The sequence below is a fragment of the Streptococcus oralis subsp. oralis genome (genome assembly GCF_002096595.1).
GTDB lineage: Bacteria > Bacillota > Bacilli > Lactobacillales > Streptococcaceae > Streptococcus > Streptococcus oralis_D.
This window is the reverse complement of the sequence record NZ_NCUR01000008.1, coordinates 152,838-176,240: the sequence shown is the minus strand read 5'-3', so window position 1 is coordinate 176,240 and position 23,403 is coordinate 152,838. Positions and strand designations below refer to the sequence as shown.

At 43.0% G+C, this 23,403-nt stretch carries 20 protein-coding genes; 18 read left to right on the top strand and 2 right to left on the bottom strand.

Going from position 1 to position 23,403, the window contains the following annotated elements:
• Positions 1-5 precede the first annotated feature (5 nt).
• Together B7714_RS01880 and B7714_RS01875 are read right to left on the bottom strand one after the other, a co-directional pair.
• A complete protein-coding gene (locus B7714_RS01880) occupies positions 6-701 on the bottom strand; it encodes an ABC transporter ATP-binding protein (RefSeq protein ID WP_000173188.1) in 696 nt (231 codons plus the stop codon).
• Between the two features lie 4 nt (positions 702-705).
• Complete coding sequence (locus B7714_RS01875) at positions 706-1,071, bottom strand: GntR family transcriptional regulator (protein ID WP_000119117.1); 366 nt, start codon at positions 1,069-1,071, stop codon at positions 706-708.
• A 140-nt stretch (positions 1,072-1,211) separates the two neighbouring features.
• On the opposite strand from B7714_RS01875, the gene nrdR reads away from it, so the two are divergent.
• From nrdR to B7714_RS01775, 18 genes are all read left to right on the top strand, one after another.
• Positions 1,212-1,685, top strand: coding sequence for a transcriptional regulator NrdR (nrdR, locus tag B7714_RS01870; RefSeq protein WP_001203678.1), 474 nt, complete (start codon positions 1,212-1,214; stop codon positions 1,683-1,685).
• The gene (locus tag B7714_RS01865; RefSeq protein WP_084859492.1) at positions 1,686-2,849 is read left to right on the top strand and encodes a DnaD domain protein; all 1,164 of its coding nucleotides are present in this window, start codon (positions 1,686-1,688) and stop codon (positions 2,847-2,849) included. It abuts the gene before it with no gap.
• Entirely contained in the window at positions 2,850-3,746 is an 897-nt protein-coding gene (dnaI, locus tag B7714_RS01860) for a primosomal protein DnaI (protein ID WP_000446492.1), read from the top strand.
• On the top strand, positions 3,743-4,456 hold the full coding sequence (locus B7714_RS01855) for an NADPH-dependent oxidoreductase (RefSeq protein WP_049484677.1): 714 nt from the start codon (positions 3,743-3,745) through the stop codon (positions 4,454-4,456). The genes dnaI and B7714_RS01855 overlap by 4 nt, the downstream gene beginning before the upstream one ends.
• A gap of 13 nt (positions 4,457-4,469) precedes the next feature.
• Entirely contained in the window at positions 4,470-5,780 is a 1,311-nt protein-coding gene (gene der / locus B7714_RS01850) for a ribosome biogenesis GTPase Der (protein ID WP_084859491.1), read from the top strand.
• 227 nt (positions 5,781-6,007) lie between these two features.
• Positions 6,008-6,856 (top strand): TPM domain-containing protein, encoded by an 849-nt coding sequence (locus tag B7714_RS01845; RefSeq protein WP_084859490.1) that lies wholly within the window; start codon positions 6,008-6,010, stop codon positions 6,854-6,856.
• 160 nt (positions 6,857-7,016) lie between these two features.
• The gene (locus tag B7714_RS01840; protein WP_049519019.1) at positions 7,017-7,613 is read left to right on the top strand and encodes a LemA family protein; all 597 of its coding nucleotides are present in this window, start codon (positions 7,017-7,019) and stop codon (positions 7,611-7,613) included.
• Between the two features lie 132 nt (positions 7,614-7,745).
• A complete protein-coding gene (locus B7714_RS01835; RefSeq protein ID WP_000415958.1) occupies positions 7,746-8,036 on the top strand; it encodes a hypothetical protein in 291 nt (96 codons plus the stop codon).
• A gap of 144 nt (positions 8,037-8,180) precedes the next feature.
• Positions 8,181-8,936: a DNA alkylation repair protein gene (locus B7714_RS01830; protein WP_084859489.1), complete on the top strand. Its 756-nt coding sequence runs from the start codon at positions 8,181-8,183 to the stop codon at positions 8,934-8,936.
• A gap of 130 nt (positions 8,937-9,066) precedes the next feature.
• Positions 9,067-11,580, top strand: a complete 2,514-nt coding sequence (gene secA, locus B7714_RS01825) for a preprotein translocase subunit SecA (RefSeq protein ID WP_084859488.1) — start codon at positions 9,067-9,069, stop codon at positions 11,578-11,580.
• A gap of 79 nt (positions 11,581-11,659) precedes the next feature.
• On the top strand, positions 11,660-12,691 hold the full coding sequence (locus B7714_RS01820; RefSeq protein WP_084859487.1) for a 3-deoxy-7-phosphoheptulonate synthase: 1,032 nt from the start codon (positions 11,660-11,662) through the stop codon (positions 12,689-12,691).
• A 1-nt stretch (position 12,692) separates the two neighbouring features.
• Entirely contained in the window at positions 12,693-13,724 is a 1,032-nt protein-coding gene (locus tag B7714_RS01815) for a 3-deoxy-7-phosphoheptulonate synthase (protein ID WP_000864028.1), read from the top strand.
• Positions 13,725-13,768: 44 nt separating this feature from the next.
• Positions 13,769-14,131 (top strand): holo-ACP synthase, encoded by a 363-nt coding sequence (gene acpS / locus B7714_RS01810; protein WP_084859486.1) that lies wholly within the window; start codon positions 13,769-13,771, stop codon positions 14,129-14,131.
• Positions 14,121-15,224, top strand: coding sequence for an alanine racemase (gene alr / locus B7714_RS01805; RefSeq protein ID WP_084859485.1), 1,104 nt, complete (start codon positions 14,121-14,123; stop codon positions 15,222-15,224). Before acpS ends, alr begins: the two co-directional genes overlap by 11 nt.
• 17 nt (positions 15,225-15,241) lie before the next feature.
• Entirely contained in the window at positions 15,242-17,257 is a 2,016-nt protein-coding gene (recG, locus tag B7714_RS01800) for an ATP-dependent DNA helicase RecG (protein WP_084859484.1), read from the top strand.
• Positions 17,258-17,726: 469 nt separating this feature from the next.
• Positions 17,727-18,707 (top strand): acetylxylan esterase, encoded by a 981-nt coding sequence (locus tag B7714_RS01785; protein WP_084859483.1) that lies wholly within the window; start codon positions 17,727-17,729, stop codon positions 18,705-18,707.
• Between the two features lie 338 nt (positions 18,708-19,045).
• Entirely contained in the window at positions 19,046-22,438 is a 3,393-nt protein-coding gene (locus B7714_RS01780; protein ID WP_084859482.1) for an SIALI-17 repeat-containing surface protein, read from the top strand.
• 233 nt (positions 22,439-22,671) lie between these two features.
• Positions 22,672-23,370: an N-acetylmannosamine-6-phosphate 2-epimerase gene (locus B7714_RS01775; protein WP_084859481.1), complete on the top strand. Its 699-nt coding sequence runs from the start codon at positions 22,672-22,674 to the stop codon at positions 23,368-23,370.
• Positions 23,371-23,403 lie beyond the last annotated feature (33 nt).

Genomic DNA, 23,403 nt, shown 5'->3' with positions numbered 1-23,403 from the left:
TTTGCTTAGGCTTTAAATTCCTGGCGGAAGAGCTGGTCAATTGATTCACCTGACTCGTAACGAATATCATCAACATTTCCTTGGCGGACGACTTTTCCGTCTTTGAGGAAGATGATCTCATCCAAGATTGGCTCAATATCTGAAATCAAGTGGGTTGAAATCAGCACCGTAGAAGTTGGTGAGTAGTTGTTGATGATGGTATTGAGAATATAATCACGGGCAGCTGGATCCACTCCACCGATTGGTTCATCGAGGACATAAAGGCGGGCTTCACGGCTCATAACCAGGATGAGTTGGACCTTTTCCTTGTTTCCTTTTGATAGTTTCTTGAGGCGACTATTTTCATCAATACCGAGATCGGCTAAAAGGTGTTGGGCTCTTTCGAGATTGAAATCTTGATAGAAGGTTTTAAAATAGGTTAGAGCATCCTTAACCTTCATCTCTTCATTGAGGTAGGTTGTATCTGGTAGGTAGGAGACGATCGCCTTGGTAGCAGGACTTGGATCCTGTCCGTTAATGAGGACACGTCCTTTATTTGGTTGAAGGAGGCCATTGATCAGTTTGATCAAGGTTGTTTTTCCGGATCCGTTTGGTCCAAGGAGCCCGACAATTTTTCCGGCTGAGATCTCTAGTGAGATATTGTCAAGTGCCGCAGTTGCTCCATATGATTTTGTTACATTTTCAAGTGCTAGTAGTGTCATAGTCTTAAACTCCTTTAATATAGTCGCTTAATACATTTGGCAGTTCTTCTTTTTTGTAGCCAAATTGAAGCATGCAAGAGACGAATTGTTGCAGTTGCTCCTCGGAAAGTTGTTTGCGGGACTGAAGGATGAGATCCAAATCCTCGGTGACAAAACGACCAGTTGTCCGCTTGCTGTATACAAATCCTTCACGTTCAAGGTCAGACAAGGCGCGCTGAATGGTATTGGGATTGACTCCAGCCTCGCTCGCCAAATCTCTCACGGTAGGGAGCTGTTGGTTGGGTTCCAGTTCATGGGAAACAATCTGTAATTTAATTTTTTCCATAATCTGTAAATAAATCGGTTTTGTATTATCAAATGACCAGGACATCATAGTCTCCTTTCTTTGTCTTTGTTGTTCTAATCAAATAATACAATAAAACAAAAAACTTGTCAAGTAAAAATAAGAATTGTTTTGGGAATTGCTCAAAAAATGGTATAATGAAAAGAAAACGACAAGGAGGGAAAAGCATGCGTTGTCCAAAATGTGGGGCTACCAAGTCTAGTGTTGTTGATAGTCGACAAGCCGAAGAAGGAAATACCATCCGTCGAAGACGTGAGTGCGACGAGTGTCAGCATCGTTTTACAACCTATGAACGAGTAGAAGAAAGAACGCTGGTTGTCGTCAAAAAAGACGGTACACGAGAGCAGTTTTCGAGAGATAAAATCTTTAATGGGATTATCCGCTCAGCCCAGAAACGCCCTGTTTCAAGTGATGAAATCAACATGGTGGTCAATCGTATTGAGCAAAAACTCCGTAGTCGCAGTGAGAATGAGATCCAAAGTGAATATATTGGGTCTTTAGTCATGGAAGAATTAGCAGAGCTGGATGAGATTACCTATGTTCGTTTTGCCAGTGTTTACCGTAGCTTTAAGGATGTGAGTGAGTTGGAGAGTCTGCTCCAGCAGATCACCCAGTCCTCAAAAAAGAAAAAGGAAAAATAGATGAAGCCAAATGACCGTTTTTCTTTTCTAAAGAATAATCGGGTGTCGCAAGATACCTCTTCTCTGGTGCAGTGCTACCTCCCGATTATCGGTCAGGAGGCACTGAGCCTCTATCTGTACGTCATTACCTTTTGGGATGGTGGGCAAAAGGAACACCTCTTTTCCCATATCCTCAATCACTTAAACTTTGGCATGTCTACCTTGCTCCAATCCTTTAAAGTCTTATCGGCTTTGGATTTGTTGACCCTTTATCAGAAGGGGGAGAGTTATGAGTTGGTGATCCATCCGCCCCTCTCCAGTCAGGAATTTCTAAGTCATTCTGTCTATAGCAGATTATTAGAGAAAAAGATTGGGGATACAGCTGTTTCTGCTATGAAGCAGGCTCCAAGTGAGGGAGAAGCACTCTCTGTTTCTTTGAGCCAAGTCTTTCCAACCCTGATCGAAGAAGTGACCCCAAGCGAGTCTAAAAGCAAGTTAAAAAACGATTTTGATTTGGACCATTTCCAGCGCCTGATGGCTCGAGATGGCTTGCGTTTTGAAGACGAGCAAACGGATGTTTTGGAATTGTTTGCCATTGCAGATGAAAAAAAATGGACCTGGTTTGAAACCTATCAATTAGCCAAGGCGACTACAGTGGCTCAGGTTATTTCAGTCAAACGCATGCGTGAAAAGATAGCACAAAAACCAGCGACTTCTGACTTTAGCCCCAAAGAAATGACCATTATCAGAGAAGCCAAAAATAAAACTCCCCTGGAATTTTTAGCCGAAATCAAACAAACACGTAAAGGAAACATCACCCAAAGTGAAAGAGAACTTCTTCACCAGATGGCGTCTTTAGGCTTGTTGGACGAAGTCATCAATATCGTCTTACTTCTAACCTTTAACAAGGTTGATTCGGCTAATGTCAATGAAAAATATGCCATGAAGGTCGCAAATGACTATGCTTATCAAAAAATTCGGACAGCAGAAGAGGCTGTGCTTCGGATTCGAGAGCGTCAGCAAAAAGGGCAAGAAGACCAAAAATCGAAAACTAGCTCGACTAAGACAAATGTTCCTAAGTGGAGTAATCCAGAATACAAGAATCAAACCAGTGAGGAAACTCGTCTGGAACTAGAACGAAAAAAACAAGAAATGTTAGCCAGATTAGAAGAAGGAGGAGACTAGATGGAAAGTGTGGGTGACGTTATTAAACGTCAGACAAGTCGTTTTCAGTATCAGGACCTAGTCCAGCAGATTATGAAAGACCCAGATGTAGCGGCTTTTATCCAGAAAGAATCCCTCAGCCAAGAGGAGTTAAATCGTAGCATCTCCAAGTTCAACCAATATATCACAGAACGGGATAAGTTTCTTCGTGGGGATGCTGACTATATAGCTCGTGGCTACAAGCCTATCTTGGTCATGAATCACGGCTACGCAGATGTATCTTATGAAGAAACACCAGAACTAATCGCGGCTGAAAAAGAGGCGGCCATCAAGAATCGTCTCAAGTTGATCAATCTACCAGCAAGTCTCAAGAAAGCGAAATTGGCTCAGATTGACCTAGATGACTTAGGACGTTTGCCGATTTTTGAGAGACTCTATGCCTTTGTTGACCTTTACCCAAGTATCCGAAAAGGCCTCTATCTTTACGGAGATTTTGGTGTTGGTAAGAGTTTTATGATGGCAGCCTTAGCTCATGACTTATCTGAAAAACGTGGTGCTTCAACAACCATTCTCCACTATCCAAGTTTTGTCATTGATGTGAAAAATGCCATCGGTGAAGGATCTGTGAAGACCTTGGTGGATGAGATCAAGTTAGCAGAAGTCTTGGTATTGGATGATATTGGTGCAGAGCAGTCTACCCCTTGGGTGCGTGATGAGATTCTCCAAGTTATTCTCCAGTATCGCATGCAGGAAGATTTGCCGACCTTCTTTACTTCCAACTTTAATTTCCAAGATTTGGAAAAACATTTTGCCAAAGGAAAGAATGGAAATGATGAGACTTGGGAAGCTAGACGGGTTATGGAACGAATCCGTTATTTGGCTGAGGAAACAAGACTAGAAGGAGAAAATCGCCGATGACAGAAACCATTAAACTGATGAAAGCTCATACTTCAGTTCGTCGCTTTAAGGAGCAAGAGATTCCTCAAGAGCACTTAAATGAAATCTTGACTGCTGGACAAATGGCGTCATCTTGGAAAAATTTCCAATCTTACTCTGTGATTCTTGTGCGCAGTCAAGAGAAGAAAGACGGCTTATATGAATTGGTTCCTCAGGAAGCCATTCGCCAGTCAGCTGCATTCTTGCTCTTTGTTGGTGACCTAAACCGTGCAGAAAAAGGATCAAGCCTCCATACGGACACTTTCCAGCCCCAAGGAGTGGAAGGTCTCCTCATCACCTCTGTGGACGCTGCGCTTGCTGGGCAAAATACCTTGCTTGCGGCTGAGAGTCTGGGATATGGTGGTGTGATTATCGGTTTGGTCCGTTACAAGTCAGAAGAAGTGGCAGAGCTTTTTAACTTGCCTGACTATACCTACCCTGTTTTTGGGATTGCCCTTGGCGTGCCAAATCAACAACATGATGTCAAACCAAGACTGCCTTTGAACCAAGTGGTATTTGAAGAAGAATACCAAGAACAGCCAGTTGAAGCGATTTTGGACTATGACCAGGTACAGGCAGACTATGCTGGTGCGCGTGCGACAACCTCTTGGAGTCAGCGTTTGGCAGAGCAGTTTGGTCAAGCCGAACCTAGTTCAACTCGGAAGAATCTAGAACAGAAAAAGTTATTGTAGAAAGTGAGAAAACATGGCCTTACCAACTATTGCCATTGTGGGACGTCCCAATGTTGGGAAATCAACCCTATTTAATCGGATCGCTGGTGAGCGGATCTCAATCGTAGAAGATGTCGAGGGTGTGACACGTGACCGTATCTATGCAACGGGTGAGTGGCTCAATCGTTCCTTTAGTATGATTGATACGGGAGGGATTGACGATGTCGATGCTCCCTTCATGGAACAAATCAAGCACCAGGCAGAAATCGCTATGGAAGAAGCGGATGTCATCGTCTTTGTAGTTTCTGGGAAAGAAGGGATTACAGATGCGGATGAATACGTAGCCCGTAAACTCTATAAAACCCATAAACCTGTTATCCTTGCCGTTAACAAGGTTGACAACCCAGAAATGCGAAATGATATTTTTGATTTCTATGCGCTAGGCTTGGGCGAACCGTTGCCAATTTCGTCTGTCCACGGTATCGGTACGGGTGATGTACTGGATGCCATCGTGGAAAATCTTCCACATGAAGTAGAAGAAGACAATCCAGATGTGATCAAATTTAGCTTGATTGGCCGTCCTAACGTTGGAAAATCAAGTTTGATCAACGCTATTTTGGGAGAAGACCGCGTGATTGCTAGTCCAGTAGCTGGAACAACGCGTGATGCCATTGATACCCACTTTACAGATACGGATGGACAAGAGTTTACCATGATTGATACAGCTGGTATGCGTAAATCAGGTAAAGTCTATGAAAATACGGAGAAATATTCTGTCATGCGTGCCATGCGTGCCATTGACCGTTCTGACGTGGTCTTGATGGTCCTCAATGCCGAAGAAGGTATCCGTGAGTACGACAAGCGTATCGCAGGTTTTGCTCATGAAGCCGGTAAAGGGATGATTATCGTGGTCAACAAGTGGGATACACTTGAGAAAGATAACCACACCATGAAAAAATGGGAAGAGGATATCCGTGAGCAGTTCCAATATCTGCCTTATGCACCGATTGTCTTTGTATCCGCTTTGACCAAGCAACGTCTCCATAAACTGCCTGAGATGATCAAGCAAATCAGCGAAAGCCAAAACACCCGTATTCCATCAGCTGTCTTGAACGATGTGATTATGGATGCCATTGCCATCAATCCAACACCGACAGACAAAGGAAAACGCCTCAAGATTTTCTACGCAACCCAAGTGGCAACCAAGCCACCAACCTTTGTCATCTTTGTAAACGAAGAAGAACTCATGCACTTCTCTTACCTGCGTTTCTTGGAAAATCAAATCCGCAAGGCCTTCGTCTTTGAAGGAACCCCGATTCACTTGATTGCAAGAAAACGCAAGTAAGTCTTACTTGTTTTTCTACAAAAATAAACTAAAAGAAGACTTCATAGTCTTCTTTTTTCTATCTAAGAGGGGATAAAAGAACCTATCAAATTGGAGAAGAATCTGTCATCAAAATTCAATCATTTTCCTAGCTTTTGTAATCTATTTGTAATGAAAATGCACTTTCTTTGTAAAAATCAAAATGCTATAATTCCTTAAATCAATTTTCCTTTATCAGGGAGGTTATTATGAAAAAAAGCAGATTATTTAAACATAGTTTGTTGGTTCGCTTGCTTGGGTTGCTGATGGTTTTTCTCTTCTTGTCAGCATTCACAGCACCTGAAAAACCTGAGTACGGGATCTATGACCCCAATCACTATCTGACTGATGAGACAATCAGACTGATTCGAGGTTTGAATAAGGTAAATAGTCAAAAAGCAGAAAAATTCCAAGTGGGCGTTTACGTTGTGAAAAGCCTGGATGGAGAAACAATCGAAACTGTAGCTAACGAAACAGCTAGAGCTTGGAAGATTGGCTACTCGGGAGACAACAACGGCGCCTTGATTGTGGTCGCTGTTGAGGATAGAAAATCACGGATTGAAACAAGCAATAATGTGGCAAGTAAGATCACAGACTATCAGACCAATAGATTTTTGAAAACAGCACGGCCTTACTTTCAAAAGGGAGACTACAGCAATGGAGTTCTTTCTATAGCAAACAATCTCAACTACATGTTTTATAGTGGATCGAGTACGACTGCTTCAAGTTCTAGAAGTAGTTACGACTATGCTACTAATTCTAGTCGTCTAAGAGAAATTGAAAAGTATACCGCTGGGAGTCAATCTTCGAAACGGCATCGAAAAAGTAGCTTCGATGACGGAGCCCTCGGATTTGTAGTTCTGATTTACTTCATCGTCATGATTATTGGATTTATATTTGGAGGTCGTGGTGGTTCTAGTGGAGATGATTCTGGCGGAGGCTGGTGGGGCGGTGACTCATCAGATTCAGGATCCTCTTGGTCAGACTCAGGCTCCGACTCATCTGGTGGCTGGGACGGCGGTGGCTTTGATGGTGGCGGTTCGTCTGATGACTGGTGAGTGATTGTATATTGCTCAAACCGATTTTTCCATGCAGTAAGGGGACTCCTTTGCAAGAGTTCACTCCTTAATTAAAAATAAAAACAAAGTTTGGGAAATTGATTTAAAATCTGAGTCCTATCTCAGAAAAGTTGATAAAAGAAAGTGTTAAGGTTTTGATATGAAACAACATAAAGTAATTCTCTCAATAGTGGCGATCTTCTTTGGACTACTAGTTCTGGGAAGTTGTTCCGCAGTGACGACCTATAATGGTCTGGTTGGTGAACAGACTAAAGTGGAGCAGGCTCAGGCCGATGTCTCGACAGCCCTCCAACGTCGTTCGGACTTGATTGGTAACTTGGTAGAGTCTGTTAAAGGACAAATGAATCATGAAACCGAAGTCTTTACCAAGATTGCTGATGCTAGAGCTAAAATCGGTAGTAGCTCAGTAACTTCGGAAGAAAACCAAAAGGCTCAGGGAGAATTGAGCTCTGCTCTTTCCCGCTTGATTTCCTTGACGGAGAATTATCCAGAACTCAAGAGCAATCAAAATGTTGAGCAACTAATGGTCGAACTTTCAGGAAGTGAAAATCGTATCTTTGTAGCACGCAAGGATTATAATAAAGTCGCAGCCGAGTACAATCAAAAGTTGAGAAGTTTTCCAACCGTGCTTTTTGCGAATATGATGAACTTTAAAGAAGCTGAAACCTTCAAAGAAACAGAAGAAGCTAAGACAGTTCCTAAGGTCGATTTCGGAACATCTTCATCAAGTCAATAAAGTGAATCAGCCTATGAATAGAGTGATTTTTCTAGCATGACTAGTGATTTCAAACTCAAACCTGGAAAGTCTTTTCCAGGTTTTTTTGGTATAATAAAAGGGAAGAGACAGTGACTCAAATGGAGGTTTGCTATGGAGAAAACAAAAGCCTTTCTTGAAGCGCACTACAAGAGATATATCCTTACGATTTGCCTTCTCTGGTTCCTCATGTTTTTCCTTCCTTGGGATTGGCAAATCGGAGGAGTTTCAGTATATTATTTCGTTATGAAAAAACTCTTTGTGGTTTTTGGAGTTTTATCCATCCTATACTCCGTGCTGATTAAAAAAATCAGTCTTCTCATCTTTGGCATCATCTTTTGCTTGGCCTTCTGGATCAATCTCTTTTGGTATTTTGGGATATTGCCTGTATTCTTGGGAAATTAAACATTAAAAAATGAAGGACTAGACTAGCTTCTAGTCCTTTTTTCTTCCTTGTTAAAATAGTTGGAGATATGAAAATAATTTTGTTGACGGGCGATCTGTATGATATAATAAGTTCCGTAAACAGAAGATTAAGGGATTTGAAAAATGGCTAAAAAAGTAAAAGATTATTATGACTTGGCTTATGCTAGGGATTTGAGTCGACGGTTGCAAGAAGCGTCCGTTGCCTTTGATGGACAAAAGTTTAGGCTCTTGCTAGAAAAAGACTTGGAAGAGTTAGAGTTTAGCCAGCGTCAAGAACTCTTGGCTAAAAGTATCAAAGAATGTCTCCCCCTATCTTATCAGGACTCTCTCAAGGTTTTTGAGAAAATTTTGGGTCCTGAGTTAGAGGGTGGTTTAGGTATGTTTTCAGAAGGATATTGGCTTTGGCCAATCGGAAAATATGTAGAGCTATATGGGGACAAGGAATTTGAATTGAGCGCGGCCTTTAGTAAGGAACTAACCAAGCGATTTACTGGAGAATTTTCTATGAGACCTTTGCTGGCTCGCTATCCTAAGGATACAATGGCTTTGCTGTTAGAATGGAGTCGGGATGAAAATTTGCGCGTTCGCAGACTTGCCAGCGAATGCATGCGTATCCGTCTGCCTTGGGCTAAGAGACAAACCGTGGTATTGGATTATTTTGAGGATTTTACCACTATTCTGACCAATCTAAAGGATGATAGAGACAAGTCCATTCAAAAAAGTGTAGCCAATAATTTAAATGATTTATACAAGGAAGCTCCTGATAAGTTTGAAAAGATACTTCAAACTTGGCAGAAGGAGGATGTAAGCTCAGGTTGTGCCTGGATCATCAAGCATGCCTCACGAACAAAAAACAAAAAGGTAGCCACAGAAGATTGATGCAAAAAAAGCTGAATTTTGGCTGGCCTTTTCCGTTGTAAATTAAGGATTCTTTCTTGAAAAATAATGGTAAATATGCTAAAATTAAAAGAACATTCTAAAATATTCAGAATAAAAAGTAAGGAAAATCATGGCTAATATTTTAAAAACGATTATTGAAAATGATAAAGGAGAACTTCGTCGTCTGGAAAAGATGGCTGATAAGGTTCTTAACTATGAGAGCCAAATGGCTGCAATGTCAGACGAAGAACTAAAAGCGAAAACTGACGAATTTAAAGAACGATACAATAAGGGTGAATCACTTGATTCATTGCTATATGAGGCTTTTGCGGTAGTTCGTGAAGCTGCAAAACGTGTCCTTGGGCTTTTCCCTTATAAGGTTCAGGTCATGGGTGGGATTGTTCTTCACCATGGTGACGTTCCAGAGATGCGTACCGGTGAAGGGAAGACCTTGACAGCGACCATGCCAGTGTACCTCAATGCCCTTGCAGGTAAAGGAGTTCACGTAGTTACAGTCAACGAATACCTAACAGAACGTGACGCGACTGAAATGGGTGAATTGTACTCATGGCTCGGTTTGTCAGTAGGGATCAACTTGGCAGCTAAATCTCCGATGGAGAAAAAAGAAGCTTATCTTTGTGATATTACCTACTCAACCAACTCAGAGATTGGTTTCGACTACCTTCGTGATAACATGGTCGTTCGCGCAGAAAACATGGTGCAACGTCCACTCAATTATGCCTTGGTCGATGAGGTTGACTCAATTTTGATCGACGAAGCTCGTACACCATTGATCGTTTCAGGTGCCAACGCAGTTGAAACAAGCCAACTCTACCATATGGCGGACCACTTCGTGAAATCCTTGGACAAGGATGACTATATCATTGACGTTCAGTCTAAGACGATCGGTTTGTCAGATTCTGGTATTGACAAGGCTGAAAGCTACTTCAAACTAGAAAATCTCTACGACATTGAAAATGTAGCTCTTACTCACTTTATCGACAATGCCCTCCGTGCCAACTATATCATGATTCTCGATATCGACTATGTGGTTAGTGAAGATCAGGAAATCTTGATTGTCGACCAATTTACAGGTCGTACCATGGAAGGTCGTCGTTACTCTGATGGTTTGCACCAAGCGATTGAAGCAAAAGAAGGTGTGCCAATCCAAGATGAGACAAAGACTTCAGCTTCTATTACCTACCAAAACCTCTTCCGTATGTATAAGAAATTGGCAGGTATGACAGGTACTGGTAAAACAGAAGAAGAAGAATTCCGCGAAATTTACAACATTCGTGTTATCCCAATCCCAACCAACCGTCCAATTCAACGTATCGACCACTCAGACCTTCTCTATGCAAGTCTTGATGCGAAATTTAAGGCTGTAGTTGAAGATGTAAAAGCTCGTTACCAAAAAGGTCAGCCGGTCTTGGTAGGTACAGTTGCCGTTGAAACGAGTGACTTCCTTTCTAAGAAATTGGTAGCAGCAGGTGTTCCTCACGAAGTCTTGAATGCGAAGAACCACTACAGAGAAGCGCAAATCATCATGAACGCTGGTCAACGTGGTGCCGTTACCATCGCAACCAACATGGCCGGTCGTGGTACCGACATCAAGCTTGGTGAAGGGGTTCGTGAACTTGGTGGACTTTGTGTTATCGGTACAGAACGTCACGAAAGTCGCCGTATTGATAACCAGCTTCGTGGACGTTCAGGGCGTCAAGGAGACCCAGGTGAGTCACAATTCTACTTGTCTCTTGAAGATGATTTGATGAAACGTTTCGGTTCAGAACGTTTGAAAGGTGTCTTTGAACGACTCAACATGTCTGACGAAGCCATCGAATCTCGCATGTTAACGCGTCAAGTTGAAGCAGCTCAAAAACGTGTCGAAGGAAACAACTACGACACTCGTAAACAAGTCCTTCAATACGATGATGTTATGCGTGAACAACGTGAGATCATCTATGCACAACGTTATGATGTCATTACTGCAGATCGTGACTTGGCACCAGAAATCCATGCTATGATTCGTCGTACCATTGGACGTATCGTGGATGCACATGCACGTTCTAAGGAAGATGAAAAATTAGAAGCAATCTTGAACTTTGCTAAGTATAACTTACTTCCAGAAGATTCAATTAGCCGTTCAGACCTTGCAGGTTTGTCAGACCAAGCTATCAAAGATGAACTTTTCCAACGTGCCTTGAAAGTCTATGACAGCCAAGTTGCTAAGCTTCGTGACGAAGATGCAGTGAAAGAATTCCAAAAAGTCTTGATTCTACGTGTTGTAGACAACAAGTGGACAGATCATATCGACGCCCTTGACCAGTTGCGAAATGCTGTTGGTCTTCGTGGATATGCCCAAAATAACCCTGTTGTAGAATATCAAGCAGAAGGTTTCCGCATGTTTAACGACATGATTGGATCGATTGAATTCGATGTGACCCGTTTGATGATGAAAGCACAAATCCATGAACAAGAACGTCCGCAAACTGAACACAATATCAGTACAACTGCGACTCGTAATATCGCAGCGCAGCAGGCAAGTCTTCCAGAAGATTTGGACTTGAGCCAAATCGGACGAAACGACCAATGCCCATGTGGATCAGGTAAGAAATTCAAGAACTGTCATGGTAAGAGACAATAATATGAGATAAGATACAGGCGGATACCTGGTAAAAATCATTTTTTGCTTGGTGTCCGTTTGCTTTATAAGGAGATGAATCATGGTATTTACAGCTAAAAGCCCCAAAATTAATATTGAAGAAGTTCGTGCCTTGTCAAAACTAGATGATTTGGCTTATGAGAAAAAATACCAGCGTGATCAAGAACTAGAAGCCATCATCCGTGGAGAAGACCAGCGTATTCTCTTGGTGATTGGACCATGTTCATCTGATAACGAAGAGGCGGTTCTCGAGTATGCCAAGCGTCTATCTGCTTTGCAAGAAGAGGTCAAAGACCGTATTTTTATGGTCATGCGTGTCTATACAGCTAAACCTCGTACCAATGGAGATGGCTATAAGGGCTTGATTCATCAACCAAATGCGACAGAAGCTCCTAGCTTGATTAATGGAATCAAGGCTGTTCGCCAACTGCACTACCGTGTGATTACCGAGACGGGAATGACAACAGCTGATGAGATGCTTTATCCTGAAAATCTTCCGCTAGTGGATGATTTGATTTCTTATATGGCTGTTGGAGCTCGTTCTGTAGAGGATCAACAGCACCGTTTTGTAGCGAGTGGAGCAGACTTTTCAACAGGATTTAAAAATCCAACATCTGGAAATCTCAATGTTATGTTTAACGGGATTTACGCAGCGCAAAATAAACAGAGTTTCCTTTTCCTCGGTAAAGAGGTGGAAACAACAGGGAATCCATTGTCCCACGCCATTCTTCGCGGAGCATTGAACGAATACGGGAAAAATATTCCCAACTACTACTATGACAATTTGATGGATACCATTGATCAGTATGAAAAGATGGGCTTGGAAAATCCCTTTATCATCATCGATACCAATCATGACAATTCAGGCAAGCAGTACATGGATCAAATCCGTATCGTTCGTCAGACCTTGATTAACCGTGACTGGAATGAGAAAATCAAGAAATACGTTCGTGGTTTTATGATTGAGTCCTATCTGGAAGATGGACGTCAAAATGAGCCAGAAGTTTTTGGCAAGTCTATCACGGATCCTTGTCTAGGATGGGACAACACAGAAGCACTTGTTCGCGAAATTTACCAAACGCTAGGAGAGTAAGATGGCATTTATCGAAAAAGGTCAAGAAATTGATATTGAAGCAATCAAGGCTGCGACCCAGTTGTCACCTGAAGCCTTGCGAAAGAAAGAAGCCCGCGATAGAGAGTTGGCAGCTATCATCTCCGGTGAGGATGACCGAATCCTTTTGGTGATGGGACCTTGCTCTTCTGACAATGAAGAAGCAGTGCTTGAATATGCTCGTCGCTTAGCAGACTTGCAGAAAAAAGTTGCGGATAAAATCTTTATCGTGATGCGTGTCTATACGGCTAAACCTCGTACCAATGGAGACGGCTATAAGGGAATGATTCATCAACCAAATACCAGCGAAGCGCCTAGTCTCATCAATGGTTTGCAGGCTGTTCGTCAGCTACACTACCGAGTGATTACCGAGACGGGCTTGACGACAGCTGATGAGATGCTTTATCCGTCAAATCTCGTTTTGGTTGATGATCTGGTCAGCTACCATGCTGTAGGGGCTCGTTCAGTGGAAGACCAGGAACACCGCTTTGTAGCCTCTGGGATTGATGCTCCGGTTGGGATGAAAAATCCAACATCTGGAAATCTTGGGGTCATGTTTAATGCCATCTATGCGGCTCAAAACAAGCAAACCTTCCTTTACCATGGCCAAGAAGTGGAAACTTCAGGAAATCCCTTGGCCCACGTTATCCTTCGTGGTGCCATGAACGAATATGGTAAAAATGAACCCAATTTCTACTATGAAACACTCTTAAATGCCATCAATCGTTATGAGACTATGGGACTTGAAAATCCCTTCATTATCATCGATACCAATCATGACAATTCTGGCAAGCAGTATATGGAACAAATTCGCATTGTTCGTCAAGCCTTGCTGAACCGTGACTGGAATGAAAAGATTAAAAAGACGGTTCGAGGCTTTATGATCGAATCTTACCTAGCAGATGGTCGCCAAAATCAACCAGAGGTCTTTGGTTGTTCCATAACTGACCCTTGTCTAGGATGGGAAAATACAGTAGCCTTGGTAGAAGAAATTTATACTACCTTAACAAAATAAGTGAAAAGGATGGAGTTGGGGGAATCTCAACTCCTTTTGTGAGTATGATAGTTGGACACGGAATTGACATCGAAGAATTGGCTTCGATAGAAAACGCAGTTACACGACGTGAGGGCTTTGCTAAGCGCGTGCTGACCCCTAAAGAAATGGAGCGTTTTGCCAGTCTCAAAGGGCGCAGACAAATTGAATACTTGGCAGGTCGCTGGTCTGCTAAGGAGGCCTTTTCCAAGGCTATGGGAACTGGTATTGGCAAACTGACCTTTCAGGATTTGGAAATTTTGAACAATGAACGCGGGGCTCCCTATTTTAGTCATGCACCATTTTCAGGAAAGATTTGGCTATCTATCAGCCATACAAATCAGTTTGTGACAGCCAGTGTCATTTTGGAGGAAAATCATGAAAGCTAGTCCACATAGACCAACCAAGGCTCTGATTCATATGGGAGCTATTCGACACAATATTCAGCAAATGGGGGCTCATATCCCACAAGGGACGCTCAAGTGGGCAGTGGTCAAGGCCAATGCCTATGGTCATGGGGCAGTTGCCGTTGCAACGGCGATTCAAGATGATGTTGATGGATTTTGCGTTTCCAATATTGATGAAGCTATCGAGTTGCGTCAAGCAGGTATAAACAAGAAAATTCTCATCTTAGGAGTTTCTGAGCTAGAAGTTGTTGCTCTAGCAAAAGAATACGACATCACCTTGACTGTGGCTGGACTGGAGTGGATTCAAGCGCTCTTAGCTAGGGAGACAGATTTATCTGGCTTAACAGTTCACCTCAAGATTGACTCAGGAATGGGACGAATTGGTTTTAGAGAAGCCGGTGAGGCAGAGCAGGCTCAAGCCTTACTCCAACAATACGGTGCTCGCGTTGAGGGGATTTTTACCCACTTTGCTACTGCAGATGAAGAATCAGATGACTATTTTAATGCCCAGTTAGAATGCTTTAAAGCTATTTTGGCAAGTATGAAGGAAGTTCCAGAGCTGGTTCATGCCAGCAATTCGGCAACGACCCTCTGGCATGCAGAGACTATTTTCAATGCAGTCCGTATGGGAGATGCCATGTATGGTCTCAATCCAAGTGGAGAGGTTTTGGACTTACCCTATGATTTGACACCAGCCTTGACCTTGGAGTCTGCCCTGGTTCATGTCAAGACAGTTCCAGCTGGAGCTTGCATGGGCTATGGAGCCACCTATCAAGCGGATAGTGAGCAAGTCATTGCGACGGTGCCAATCGGTTATGCGGATGGTTGGACACGAGACATGCAGAATTTCTCTGTCTTGGTAGATGGAGAAACTTGCCCAATCGTCGGACGAGTATCTATGGACCAAATCACCATTCGTCTGCCTAAGATTTATCCGCTAGGAACAAAAGTAACCCTGATCGGCACAAACGGTGGCAAGGAAATCACAGCTACTCAGGTAGCGACCTATCGTGGAACTATTAACTATGAGGTGGTTTGCCTCCTCAGCGACCGCATTCCGAGAGAATATTATTAAAAAGAAAGGAGTGGAGCATGAATCTACATCAACCCTTGCATGTCTTGCCTGGTGTGGGACCAAAGTCAGCAGAGAAATACGCCAAACTAGGAATTGAAAACTTGCAAGACCTCTTGCTCTACTTTCCTTTCCGTTATGAAGATTTCAAAACCAAGCAGGTGCTGGAGCTGGAAGATGGCGAAAAGGCGGTTCTGTCTGGTCAAGTCGTTACTCCTGCTAGTGTCCAGTATTATGGTTTCAAGCGCAATCGTCTGCGCTTTAGCCTCAAGCAGGGAGAAGTCGTTTTTGCGGTGAATTTCTTTAACCAGCCCTATCTAGCTGATAAGATAGAGCTGGGAGCAACCCTGGCTGTCTTTGGGAAATGGGACCGCGCCAAGGCTAGTCTGACAGGGATGAAGGTCCTGGCTCAAGTAGAGGATGATCTCCAGCCTGTCTATCGTCTGGCTCAAGGAATCAGTCAGGCCAGTCTGGTCAAGGTCATCAAGACGGCTTTTGATCAGGGGTTAGACCTCTTGATTGAAGAAAATCTTCCCCAGTCTTTACTTGATAAATACAAACTCATGTCCCGTTGCCAGGCTGTTCGCGCTATGCATTTTCCCAAGGATTTGGCAGAATACAAGCAGGCCCTTCGCCGTATCAAGTTTGAGGAACTCTTTTATTTCCAAATGCAATTGCAGACGCTCAAGTCTGAAAATAGAGTTCAGGGAAGCGGTCTGGTTCTGAATTGGTCTCAGGAAAAAGTGTCGGCTGTTAAAGAAAATCTGCCTTTTGCCCTGACCCAAGCTCAAGAAAAGAGTTTGCAGGAAATTTTGACAGACATGAAGTCGGACCATCACATGAATCGTCTCCTTCAAGGAGATGTGGGAAGCGGGAAAACGGTAGTTGCTGGCTTGGCCATGTTTGCGGCGGTGACGGTTGGCTATCAGGCAGCTCTTATGGTGCCAACAGAAATCCTAGCAGAGCAACACTTTGAGAGTTTACAGAACTTTTTTCCAGACTTGAAACTGGCTCTCTTGACAGGATCCTTGAAAGCTACAGAAAAAAGAGAAGTCTTGGAGACTATTGCCAAGGGTGAGGCTGACTTTATTATCGGGACTCATGCTTTGATACAAGATGGAGTGGATTATGCTCGCCTTGGCTTGATTATCATCGATGAGCAGCACCGTTTTGGTGTGGGGCAAAGGCGTGTTCTGAGAGAAAAAGGGGACAATCCTGACGTTCTCATGATGACAGCGACGCCCATTCCACGGACGCTGGCTATCACAGCCTTTGGCGATATGGATGTTTCCATTATTGACCAGATGCCAGCAGGGCGGAAGCCGATTGTGACGCGCTGGATTAAGCATGAGCAGCTGCCTCAGGTCTTGACTTGGTTAGAGGGGGAAATTCAAAAAGGTTCTCAAGCCTATGTCATTTCTCCCTTGATTGAGGAATCTGAAGCTCTGGATCTGAAAAATGCCATTGCCTTATCAGAAGAGTTGACGGCTCATTTTACTGGTAAGGCAGAAGTGGCTCTTCTACATGGTAAGATGAAGAGTGACGAAAAAGACCAGATCATGCAGGAGTTCAAAGAGAGAAAAACGGATATTCTGGTTTCGACGACGGTTATCGAGGTTGGGGTTAATGTTCCCAATGCGACCGTCATGATTATCATGGATGCCGATCGCTTCGGCCTCAGCCAGCTTCACCAGCTCAGAGGTCGTGTTGGTCGGGGGGACAAGCAGTCCTATGCTGTTCTTGTGGCTAATCCCAAGACGGACTCTGGGAAGGACCGCATGCGCATCATGACAGAAACCACCAATGGATTTGTCCTTGCGGAGGAAGATTTGAAAATGCGTGGTTCTGGAGAGATTTTTGGAACCAGACAGTCAGGACTTCCAGAGTTTCAAGTGGCTGATATTATCGAAGATTTTCCGATTTTAGAAGAAGCCAGAAAGGTTGCCAGCTACATTAGTTCGATAGAAGGTTGGCAAGAGGATCCAGAATGGCGCATGATTGCTCTCCATCTGGAAAAGAAAGAACATCTAGATTAATACTCTTCGAAAATCAAATTCAAACCACGTCAACGTCGCCTTGGATTATATATGTAACTGACTTCGTCAGTCTTATCTACAACCTCAAAGCAGTGCTTTGAGCAACCTGCGGCTAGTTTCCTAGTTTGCTCTTTGATTTTCATTGAGTATAAGCTTTCTCTAAGGAAAACTTAAGCTAGCTTTTAGGTTTGGGTCTTATACTAGAGTCATCAAAAAGAAACGAGGACTCTCACATGACGATTAAAGTAACCTACCAAAAGAAATTCCAAACCGTCAAACTAGAGAAAGGAGCTAGCACCTATTGATACACGAAGAGCGGAAACGCTCTTTTTATTTTTAAAACTACTTTCAGACGATAGGTTTGAGGAAAGAGAATCTAAAATCACTTTCTATTTAGCATTCTTTCTTGCATTGCCTTCCTAGATATGCTAGAGTTATGATAGCGATTACAAAACTAAAGGAGCATGCTATGAAAAATCCAACTTTGTTAGAAGAAATCAAGACCTATCTAGGACGGGATGAGATTCCAGAAGACTTTGATGCTTTCTGGGATGAAGAGGTCAAGAAAGTTTCATCTCATCCAGCCTACCAGTTGGAGGAAAGGGATTTTAACATTCCTCAAGTCAAGTGTTATGAACTGACCTTTGAAGGAACTAATGAAGGCAAGGTCTATGCACGAATCGTCCTTCCAAAGACTGAGGAGAAGGTTCCGCTAATCTTCCATTTCCATGGGTACATGGGCCGTGGTTGGGATTGGGCTGACATGCTAGCCTATACTGTGGCTGGTTACGGTGTTGTTTCTATGGATGTCCGGGGCCAGTCAGGTTATTCGCAAGATGGCTTGCGCTCTCCACTAGGAAATACGGTGAAGGGGCATATCATCCGTGGTGCTGTGGAAGGTCGGGAACATCTCTTTTATAAGGATGTATATCTGGATATATACCAGTTGGTTGAAATTATTGCTAGTCTACCTCAGGTGGATGAGAAGCGACTTTCTAGTTATGGTGCCTCACAAGGAGGAGCTTTAGCCCTGGTTGCAGCAGCGCTCAATCCTCGGATTCAGAAAACAGTTGCCATCTATCCTTTCTTGTCAGACTTTAGACGAGTGCTTGAGATTGGCAATACCAGTGAAGCCTATGATGAACTCTTCCGATATTTCAAGTTCCACGATCCTTTCCATGAAACAGAGGAGGAAATCATGGCGACCCTTGCCTATATCGATGTGAAAAATCTTGCCCATCGCATTCAAGGTGAGGTCAAGATGATTACGGGCTTGGACGATGATGTTTGCTATCCTATTACCCAGTTTGCGATTTACAACCGTCTGACTTGTGATAAGGCCTATCGCATCATGCCAGAGTATGCTCACGAAGCCATGAATGTTTTTGTCAATGACCAAGTTTATAACTGGCTCTGTGGCAGTGAGATTCCTTTTAAGTACGTAAGATAATGAATGAGAGAGCCCCGGAGCTCTCTTTTTTATGTCCAAAACCTGAAAGTACTTTTAGAAAATTTAAAATATTAAAATATTCTTAAAAGTAAAATCTATTCTGTGAGAACATAGATATAAATATAAGACTTTATTGTATAATAAAGGAAAAGTCACTTGTGAAAGGAGGGAGATGGCTACTGGGTGATTAAAGGTATGACCTAGTAGAAAATGAGAGAGGAATGGGAGCTCTCATTTAGTTGTTACTTTCTTGTTAAATCTTGTCTCTCTTAAGAGGCAATAAAAATTTTTTTAAAAAAAGAAAGCGCTTTATTTTTATGAAAAATGGAAGGACAAACATGAATTACAAATATTTAAATCGGAAACAGCGATACGGAATTCGAAAATTTGCAGTTGGGGCGGCATCTGTAGTGATTGGTACAGTGGTATTTGGAGCAAATCCAGTCTTAGCTCAAGAGCAAGCCAATGCAGCAGGGGCCAATACAGAAACTGTCGAACCTGGTCAAGGTTTATCAGAATTGCCAAAAGAAGCGTCCTCGGGAGATCTTGCTCATTTGGATAAGGATTTGGCTGGTAAATTGGCAGCAGCTCAAGACAACGGCGTTGAGGTGGACCAAGACCATTTGAAAAAAAATGAGAGTGCAGAATCAGAAACCCCATCCTCTACCGAAACCCCTGCAGAAGAAGCAAATAAGGAAGAGGAATCAGAGGATCAGGGTGCTATTCCTCGTGACTATTACTCAAGAGATTTAAAAAATGCTAATCCTGTCCTTGAAAAAGAAGATGTTGAAACCAATGCAGCAAATGGTCAGAGAGTTGATTTATCAAGTGAACTAGACAAACTAAAGCAACTAAAAAATGCTACAATTCACATGGAGTTCAAACCAGATGCATCAGCTCCACGCTTTTACAATCTCTTCTCTGTATCCAGTGACACCAAGGAAAATGAGTACTTTACTATGTCGGTCCTTGATAATACAGCTCTTATTGAAGGGCGTGGCGCTAACGGGGAGCAGTTCTATGATAAGTATACAGATGCTCCTTTGAAAGTTCGTCCTGGACAATGGAATTCCATGACCTTTACTGTCGAACAACCAACAGCGGAGTTACCTCATGGTCGAGTTCGTCTCTATGTGAACGGTGTCTTATCTCGAACAAGCCTCAAATCTGGTAACTTTATCAAAGATATGCCAGATGTTAATCAAGTTCAACTTGGAGCAACCAAACGGGCCAATAAAACAGTTTGGGCATCAAACCTACAAGTGCGAAACCTAACTGTTTATGATCGTGCTTTAAGCCCAGATGAAGTTCAGACAAGAAGTCAACTATTTGAAAGAGGTGATTTAGAAAAGAAACTTCCTGAGGGAGCGAAAATCTCAGAGAAAGAAGACGTCTTTGAAGGTGGAATGAACAACCAACCAAATAAAGATGGTATCAAGAGTTATCGTATCCCAGCTCTTCTCAAGACAGATAAAGGAACGCTGATTGCAGGTGCAGATGAACGTCGTCTCCATTCGAGTGACTGGGGTGATATCGGCATGGTCATCAGACGCAGTGAAGATAATGGTAAAACTTGGGGAGATCGAGTAACTATTACCAACCTACGTGACAATCCAAAGGCTTCTGATCCATCAATCGGTTCACCAGTGAATATCGATATGACCCTGACTCAAGATCCTGAAACCAAACGCATTTTTGCCATTTATGACATGTTCCCAGAAGGAAAAGGAATCTTTGGAATGTCTTCGCAAAAAGAAGAAGCCTACAAAGAAATCAATGGTAAAACCTATCAACTCCTCTATCGAGAAGGTGAACAGGAAGCTTATACTATTCGAGAAAATGGTACAGTTTACACTCCAGATGGTAAAGCAACAGACTACCGTGTTGTTGTAGAATCTGTTAAACCGGCCTATAGCGACAAGGGTGATCTATACAAGGGTGACCAGCTACTGGGCAATATCTACTTCACAACAAACAAAACTTCTCCATTTAGAATTGCGAAGGATAGCTACCTATGGATGTCTTACAGCGATGACGACGGGAAGACCTGGTCAGCGCCTCAAGATATTACTCCTATGGTCAAAGCCGATTGGATGAAATTCCTAGGAGTAGGTCCTGGAGTGGGGATTACCCTTCGTACTGGACCACATAAAGGTCGAATCGTCGTTCCTGTCTATACGACCAACCGGGCTAACCACCTCAATGGTTCTCAATCATCTCGAATCATCTACTCAGACGACCATGGTAAGACTTGGCATATGGGTGGTGGTGTCAACGACAATCGTACACTTTATGATGGTACAGTAGTCGATTCAAGTACCATGAGTAATTATTATGCTCAAAATACAGAAGCTTCAGTTGTTCAGTTAAACAATGGGGACCTCAAACTCTTTATGCGTGGGTTGACAGAAGATCTACAGGTTGCAACCAGTCATGATGGTGGTCTAACTTGGGACAATAACGTTGAACGCTACGATGTGCCAGACGTTTATGTTCAAATGGCTGCGACTCACACGGTTCAAAATGGCAAAGAGTATATTCTATTAGCAAATGCAAATGGTCCTGGTCGTAAAAATGGTTATATTCGAGTGGCTCGTGTAGAAGAAGATGGTCAGTTAACTTGGTTGCACCACCATTTGATTCAAGAAGGTGAGTATGCTTATAACTCACTTCAACAAATCGGACCAGATGAATTTGGACTTTTATATGAACACCATGCTCCTGGAGGTGTTCCATACACACTTTCCTTCAAGAAGTTCAACTGGGATTTCTTGACCAAGGAAAGAGTTTCTCCTAAAGAAGCAAAAGTAAAATATGCTATCCAAAAATGGCCAGGCATTATAGCCATGGAGTTCGATTCGGAAGTATTGGTCAACAAGGCTCCGACCCTTCAATTGGCAAATGGCAAGACAGCAACCTTTATGACCCAGTACGATACAAAAACTCTCCTATTCACAATAGACCCAGGGGATATGGGTCAAAGGATTACAGGTCTAGCCGAGGGTGCAATTGAAAGCATGCACAATTTACCAGTTTCTTTAGCTGGCTCTAAACTAAGCGATGGTATTAATGGCAGTGAAGCTGCTATCCATGAGGTGCCGGAGTACACAGGTGGTGTCAATGCAGAGGAAGCAACGGTTCATGAAGTTCCGGAGTATACAGGTCCAATGGCAACAGTAGGTGAAGAAGCAGCTCCAACGGTTGAAAAACCTGAATTCACAGGTGGTGTCAATGCAGAGGAAACCCCAGTGGCAGAGATACCAGAGTACACTGGACCATTGGCAACAGTAGGTGAAGAACCAGCTCCAACAGTAGAAAAAACAGAATTCACTGGTGGAGTCAATGCTGTTGAGGCAGCAGTCCATGAACTTCCAGAGTTCAAGGGTGGAGTCAATGCAGTTCTAGCAGCCTCAAACGAGCTTCCTGAATATAGAGGAGGTGCTAACTTTGTCTTGGCAGCTTCAAATGACCTGCCAGAGTATAAGGGTGGTGTCAATGGTGCTGAAGCAGCAGTCCTTGAAGTGCCAGAGTACAAGGGAGACACCAATCTAGTATTAGCAGCTGCAGACAACAAACTGTCTCTAGGCCAAGATGTGACCTATCAAGCGCCAGCAGCTAAACAAGATGAACTTCCAAATACGGGAAGCAAGGAAACAAGCTCACTGCTTTCCCTTGGTCTTGCAGGCGTTCTTTTATCCTTGTTTGCATTTGGCAAGAAGAGAAAAGAATAGTAAGCAAAAGCTATTTGAGTAGGTCTCAGAAGAGATAGCAGGTTTTTCATCCTGCTATCTTTCTTTATTACATTCAGCTTGATTCGAAATCATAAGAAGTCTGAAACTACTTTCAGGATAGTCTGTTCTATAAAATAGTTTTGAAACTGAAATCTATTCTATCACAATCTATTGAAAGCGCTTAACAAATGATATATAATAAGCCCATAAGAACAAGAAAGGGAGGAAAGAGGATGCCACAGATTAGCAAAGAAGCCTTGATTGAACAAATCAAAGATGGAATCATTGTCTCTTGCCAGGCACTTCCTCACGAACCGCTTTATACAGAAGCGGGAGGGGTTATCCCCTTGCTAGTCAAAGCGGCTGAGCAAGGTGGAGCAGTCGGTATCCGAGCAAACAGTGTTCGTGATATCAAGGAGATCAAGGAGGTTACGACACTCCCGATTATCGGGATCATCAAACGTGACTACCCACCACAGGAGCCATTCATTACAGCGACTATGAAAGAAGTTGATGAGTTGGCTGAACTAGACATTGAGGTTATTGCTCTGGATTGTACTAAACGTGAACGTTACGACGGTTTGGAAATCCAAGACTTTATCCGACAAGTCAAAGAAAAATATCCACATCAACTCTTAATGGCTGATACCAGTACCTTTGAAGAGGGAATAGCAGCGGTAGAAGCAGGGATTGATTTTGTTGGAACAACCCTATCAGGTTATACCTCTTATAGTCCTAAGGTAGATGGTCCAGACTTTGAACTGATCAAAAAACTCTGCGATGCCGGTGTGGATGTCATCGCTGAAGGGAAGATTCATACACCAGAACAAGCTAAGCAAATCCTTGAATATGGGGTGCGAGGTATCGTTGTTGGTGGTGCGATTACTAGACCAAAAGAGATTACGGAGCGCTTTGTTGCCGGTCTTAAATAACACAATCTCAAAAAAGAGGAGAGTGGTCGATGC

What these genes read in the sequence shown, in the direction of transcription:
- B7714_RS01880 (WP_000173188.1), bottom strand. Translation starts at nt 701, where the DNA reads ATGACACTACTAGCACTTGAAAATGTAACAAAATCATATGGAGCAACT.
- B7714_RS01875 (WP_000119117.1), bottom strand. Translation starts at nt 1,071, where the DNA reads ATGTCCTGGTCATTTGATAATACAAAACCGATTTATTTACAGATTATG.
- nrdR (WP_001203678.1), top strand. Translation starts at nt 1,212, where the DNA reads ATGCGTTGTCCAAAATGTGGGGCTACCAAGTCTAGTGTTGTTGATAGT.
- B7714_RS01865 (WP_084859492.1), top strand. Translation starts at nt 1,686, where the DNA reads ATGAAGCCAAATGACCGTTTTTCTTTTCTAAAGAATAATCGGGTGTCG.
- dnaI (WP_000446492.1), top strand. Translation starts at nt 2,850, where the DNA reads ATGGAAAGTGTGGGTGACGTTATTAAACGTCAGACAAGTCGTTTTCAG.
- B7714_RS01855 (WP_049484677.1), top strand. Translation starts at nt 3,743, where the DNA reads ATGACAGAAACCATTAAACTGATGAAAGCTCATACTTCAGTTCGTCGC.
- der (WP_084859491.1), top strand. Translation starts at nt 4,470, where the DNA reads ATGGCCTTACCAACTATTGCCATTGTGGGACGTCCCAATGTTGGGAAA.
- B7714_RS01845 (WP_084859490.1), top strand. Translation starts at nt 6,008, where the DNA reads ATGAAAAAAAGCAGATTATTTAAACATAGTTTGTTGGTTCGCTTGCTT.
- B7714_RS01840 (WP_049519019.1), top strand. Translation starts at nt 7,017, where the DNA reads ATGAAACAACATAAAGTAATTCTCTCAATAGTGGCGATCTTCTTTGGA.
- B7714_RS01835 (WP_000415958.1), top strand. Translation starts at nt 7,746, where the DNA reads ATGGAGAAAACAAAAGCCTTTCTTGAAGCGCACTACAAGAGATATATC.
- B7714_RS01830 (WP_084859489.1), top strand. Translation starts at nt 8,181, where the DNA reads ATGGCTAAAAAAGTAAAAGATTATTATGACTTGGCTTATGCTAGGGAT.
- secA (WP_084859488.1), top strand. Translation starts at nt 9,067, where the DNA reads ATGGCTAATATTTTAAAAACGATTATTGAAAATGATAAAGGAGAACTT.
- B7714_RS01820 (WP_084859487.1), top strand. Translation starts at nt 11,660, where the DNA reads ATGGTATTTACAGCTAAAAGCCCCAAAATTAATATTGAAGAAGTTCGT.
- B7714_RS01815 (WP_000864028.1), top strand. Translation starts at nt 12,693, where the DNA reads ATGGCATTTATCGAAAAAGGTCAAGAAATTGATATTGAAGCAATCAAG.
- acpS (WP_084859486.1), top strand. Translation starts at nt 13,769, where the DNA reads ATGATAGTTGGACACGGAATTGACATCGAAGAATTGGCTTCGATAGAA.
- alr (WP_084859485.1), top strand. Translation starts at nt 14,121, where the DNA reads ATGAAAGCTAGTCCACATAGACCAACCAAGGCTCTGATTCATATGGGA.
- recG (WP_084859484.1), top strand. Translation starts at nt 15,242, where the DNA reads ATGAATCTACATCAACCCTTGCATGTCTTGCCTGGTGTGGGACCAAAG.
- B7714_RS01785 (WP_084859483.1), top strand. Translation starts at nt 17,727, where the DNA reads ATGAAAAATCCAACTTTGTTAGAAGAAATCAAGACCTATCTAGGACGG.
- B7714_RS01780 (WP_084859482.1), top strand. Translation starts at nt 19,046, where the DNA reads ATGAATTACAAATATTTAAATCGGAAACAGCGATACGGAATTCGAAAA.
- B7714_RS01775 (WP_084859481.1), top strand. Translation starts at nt 22,672, where the DNA reads ATGCCACAGATTAGCAAAGAAGCCTTGATTGAACAAATCAAAGATGGA.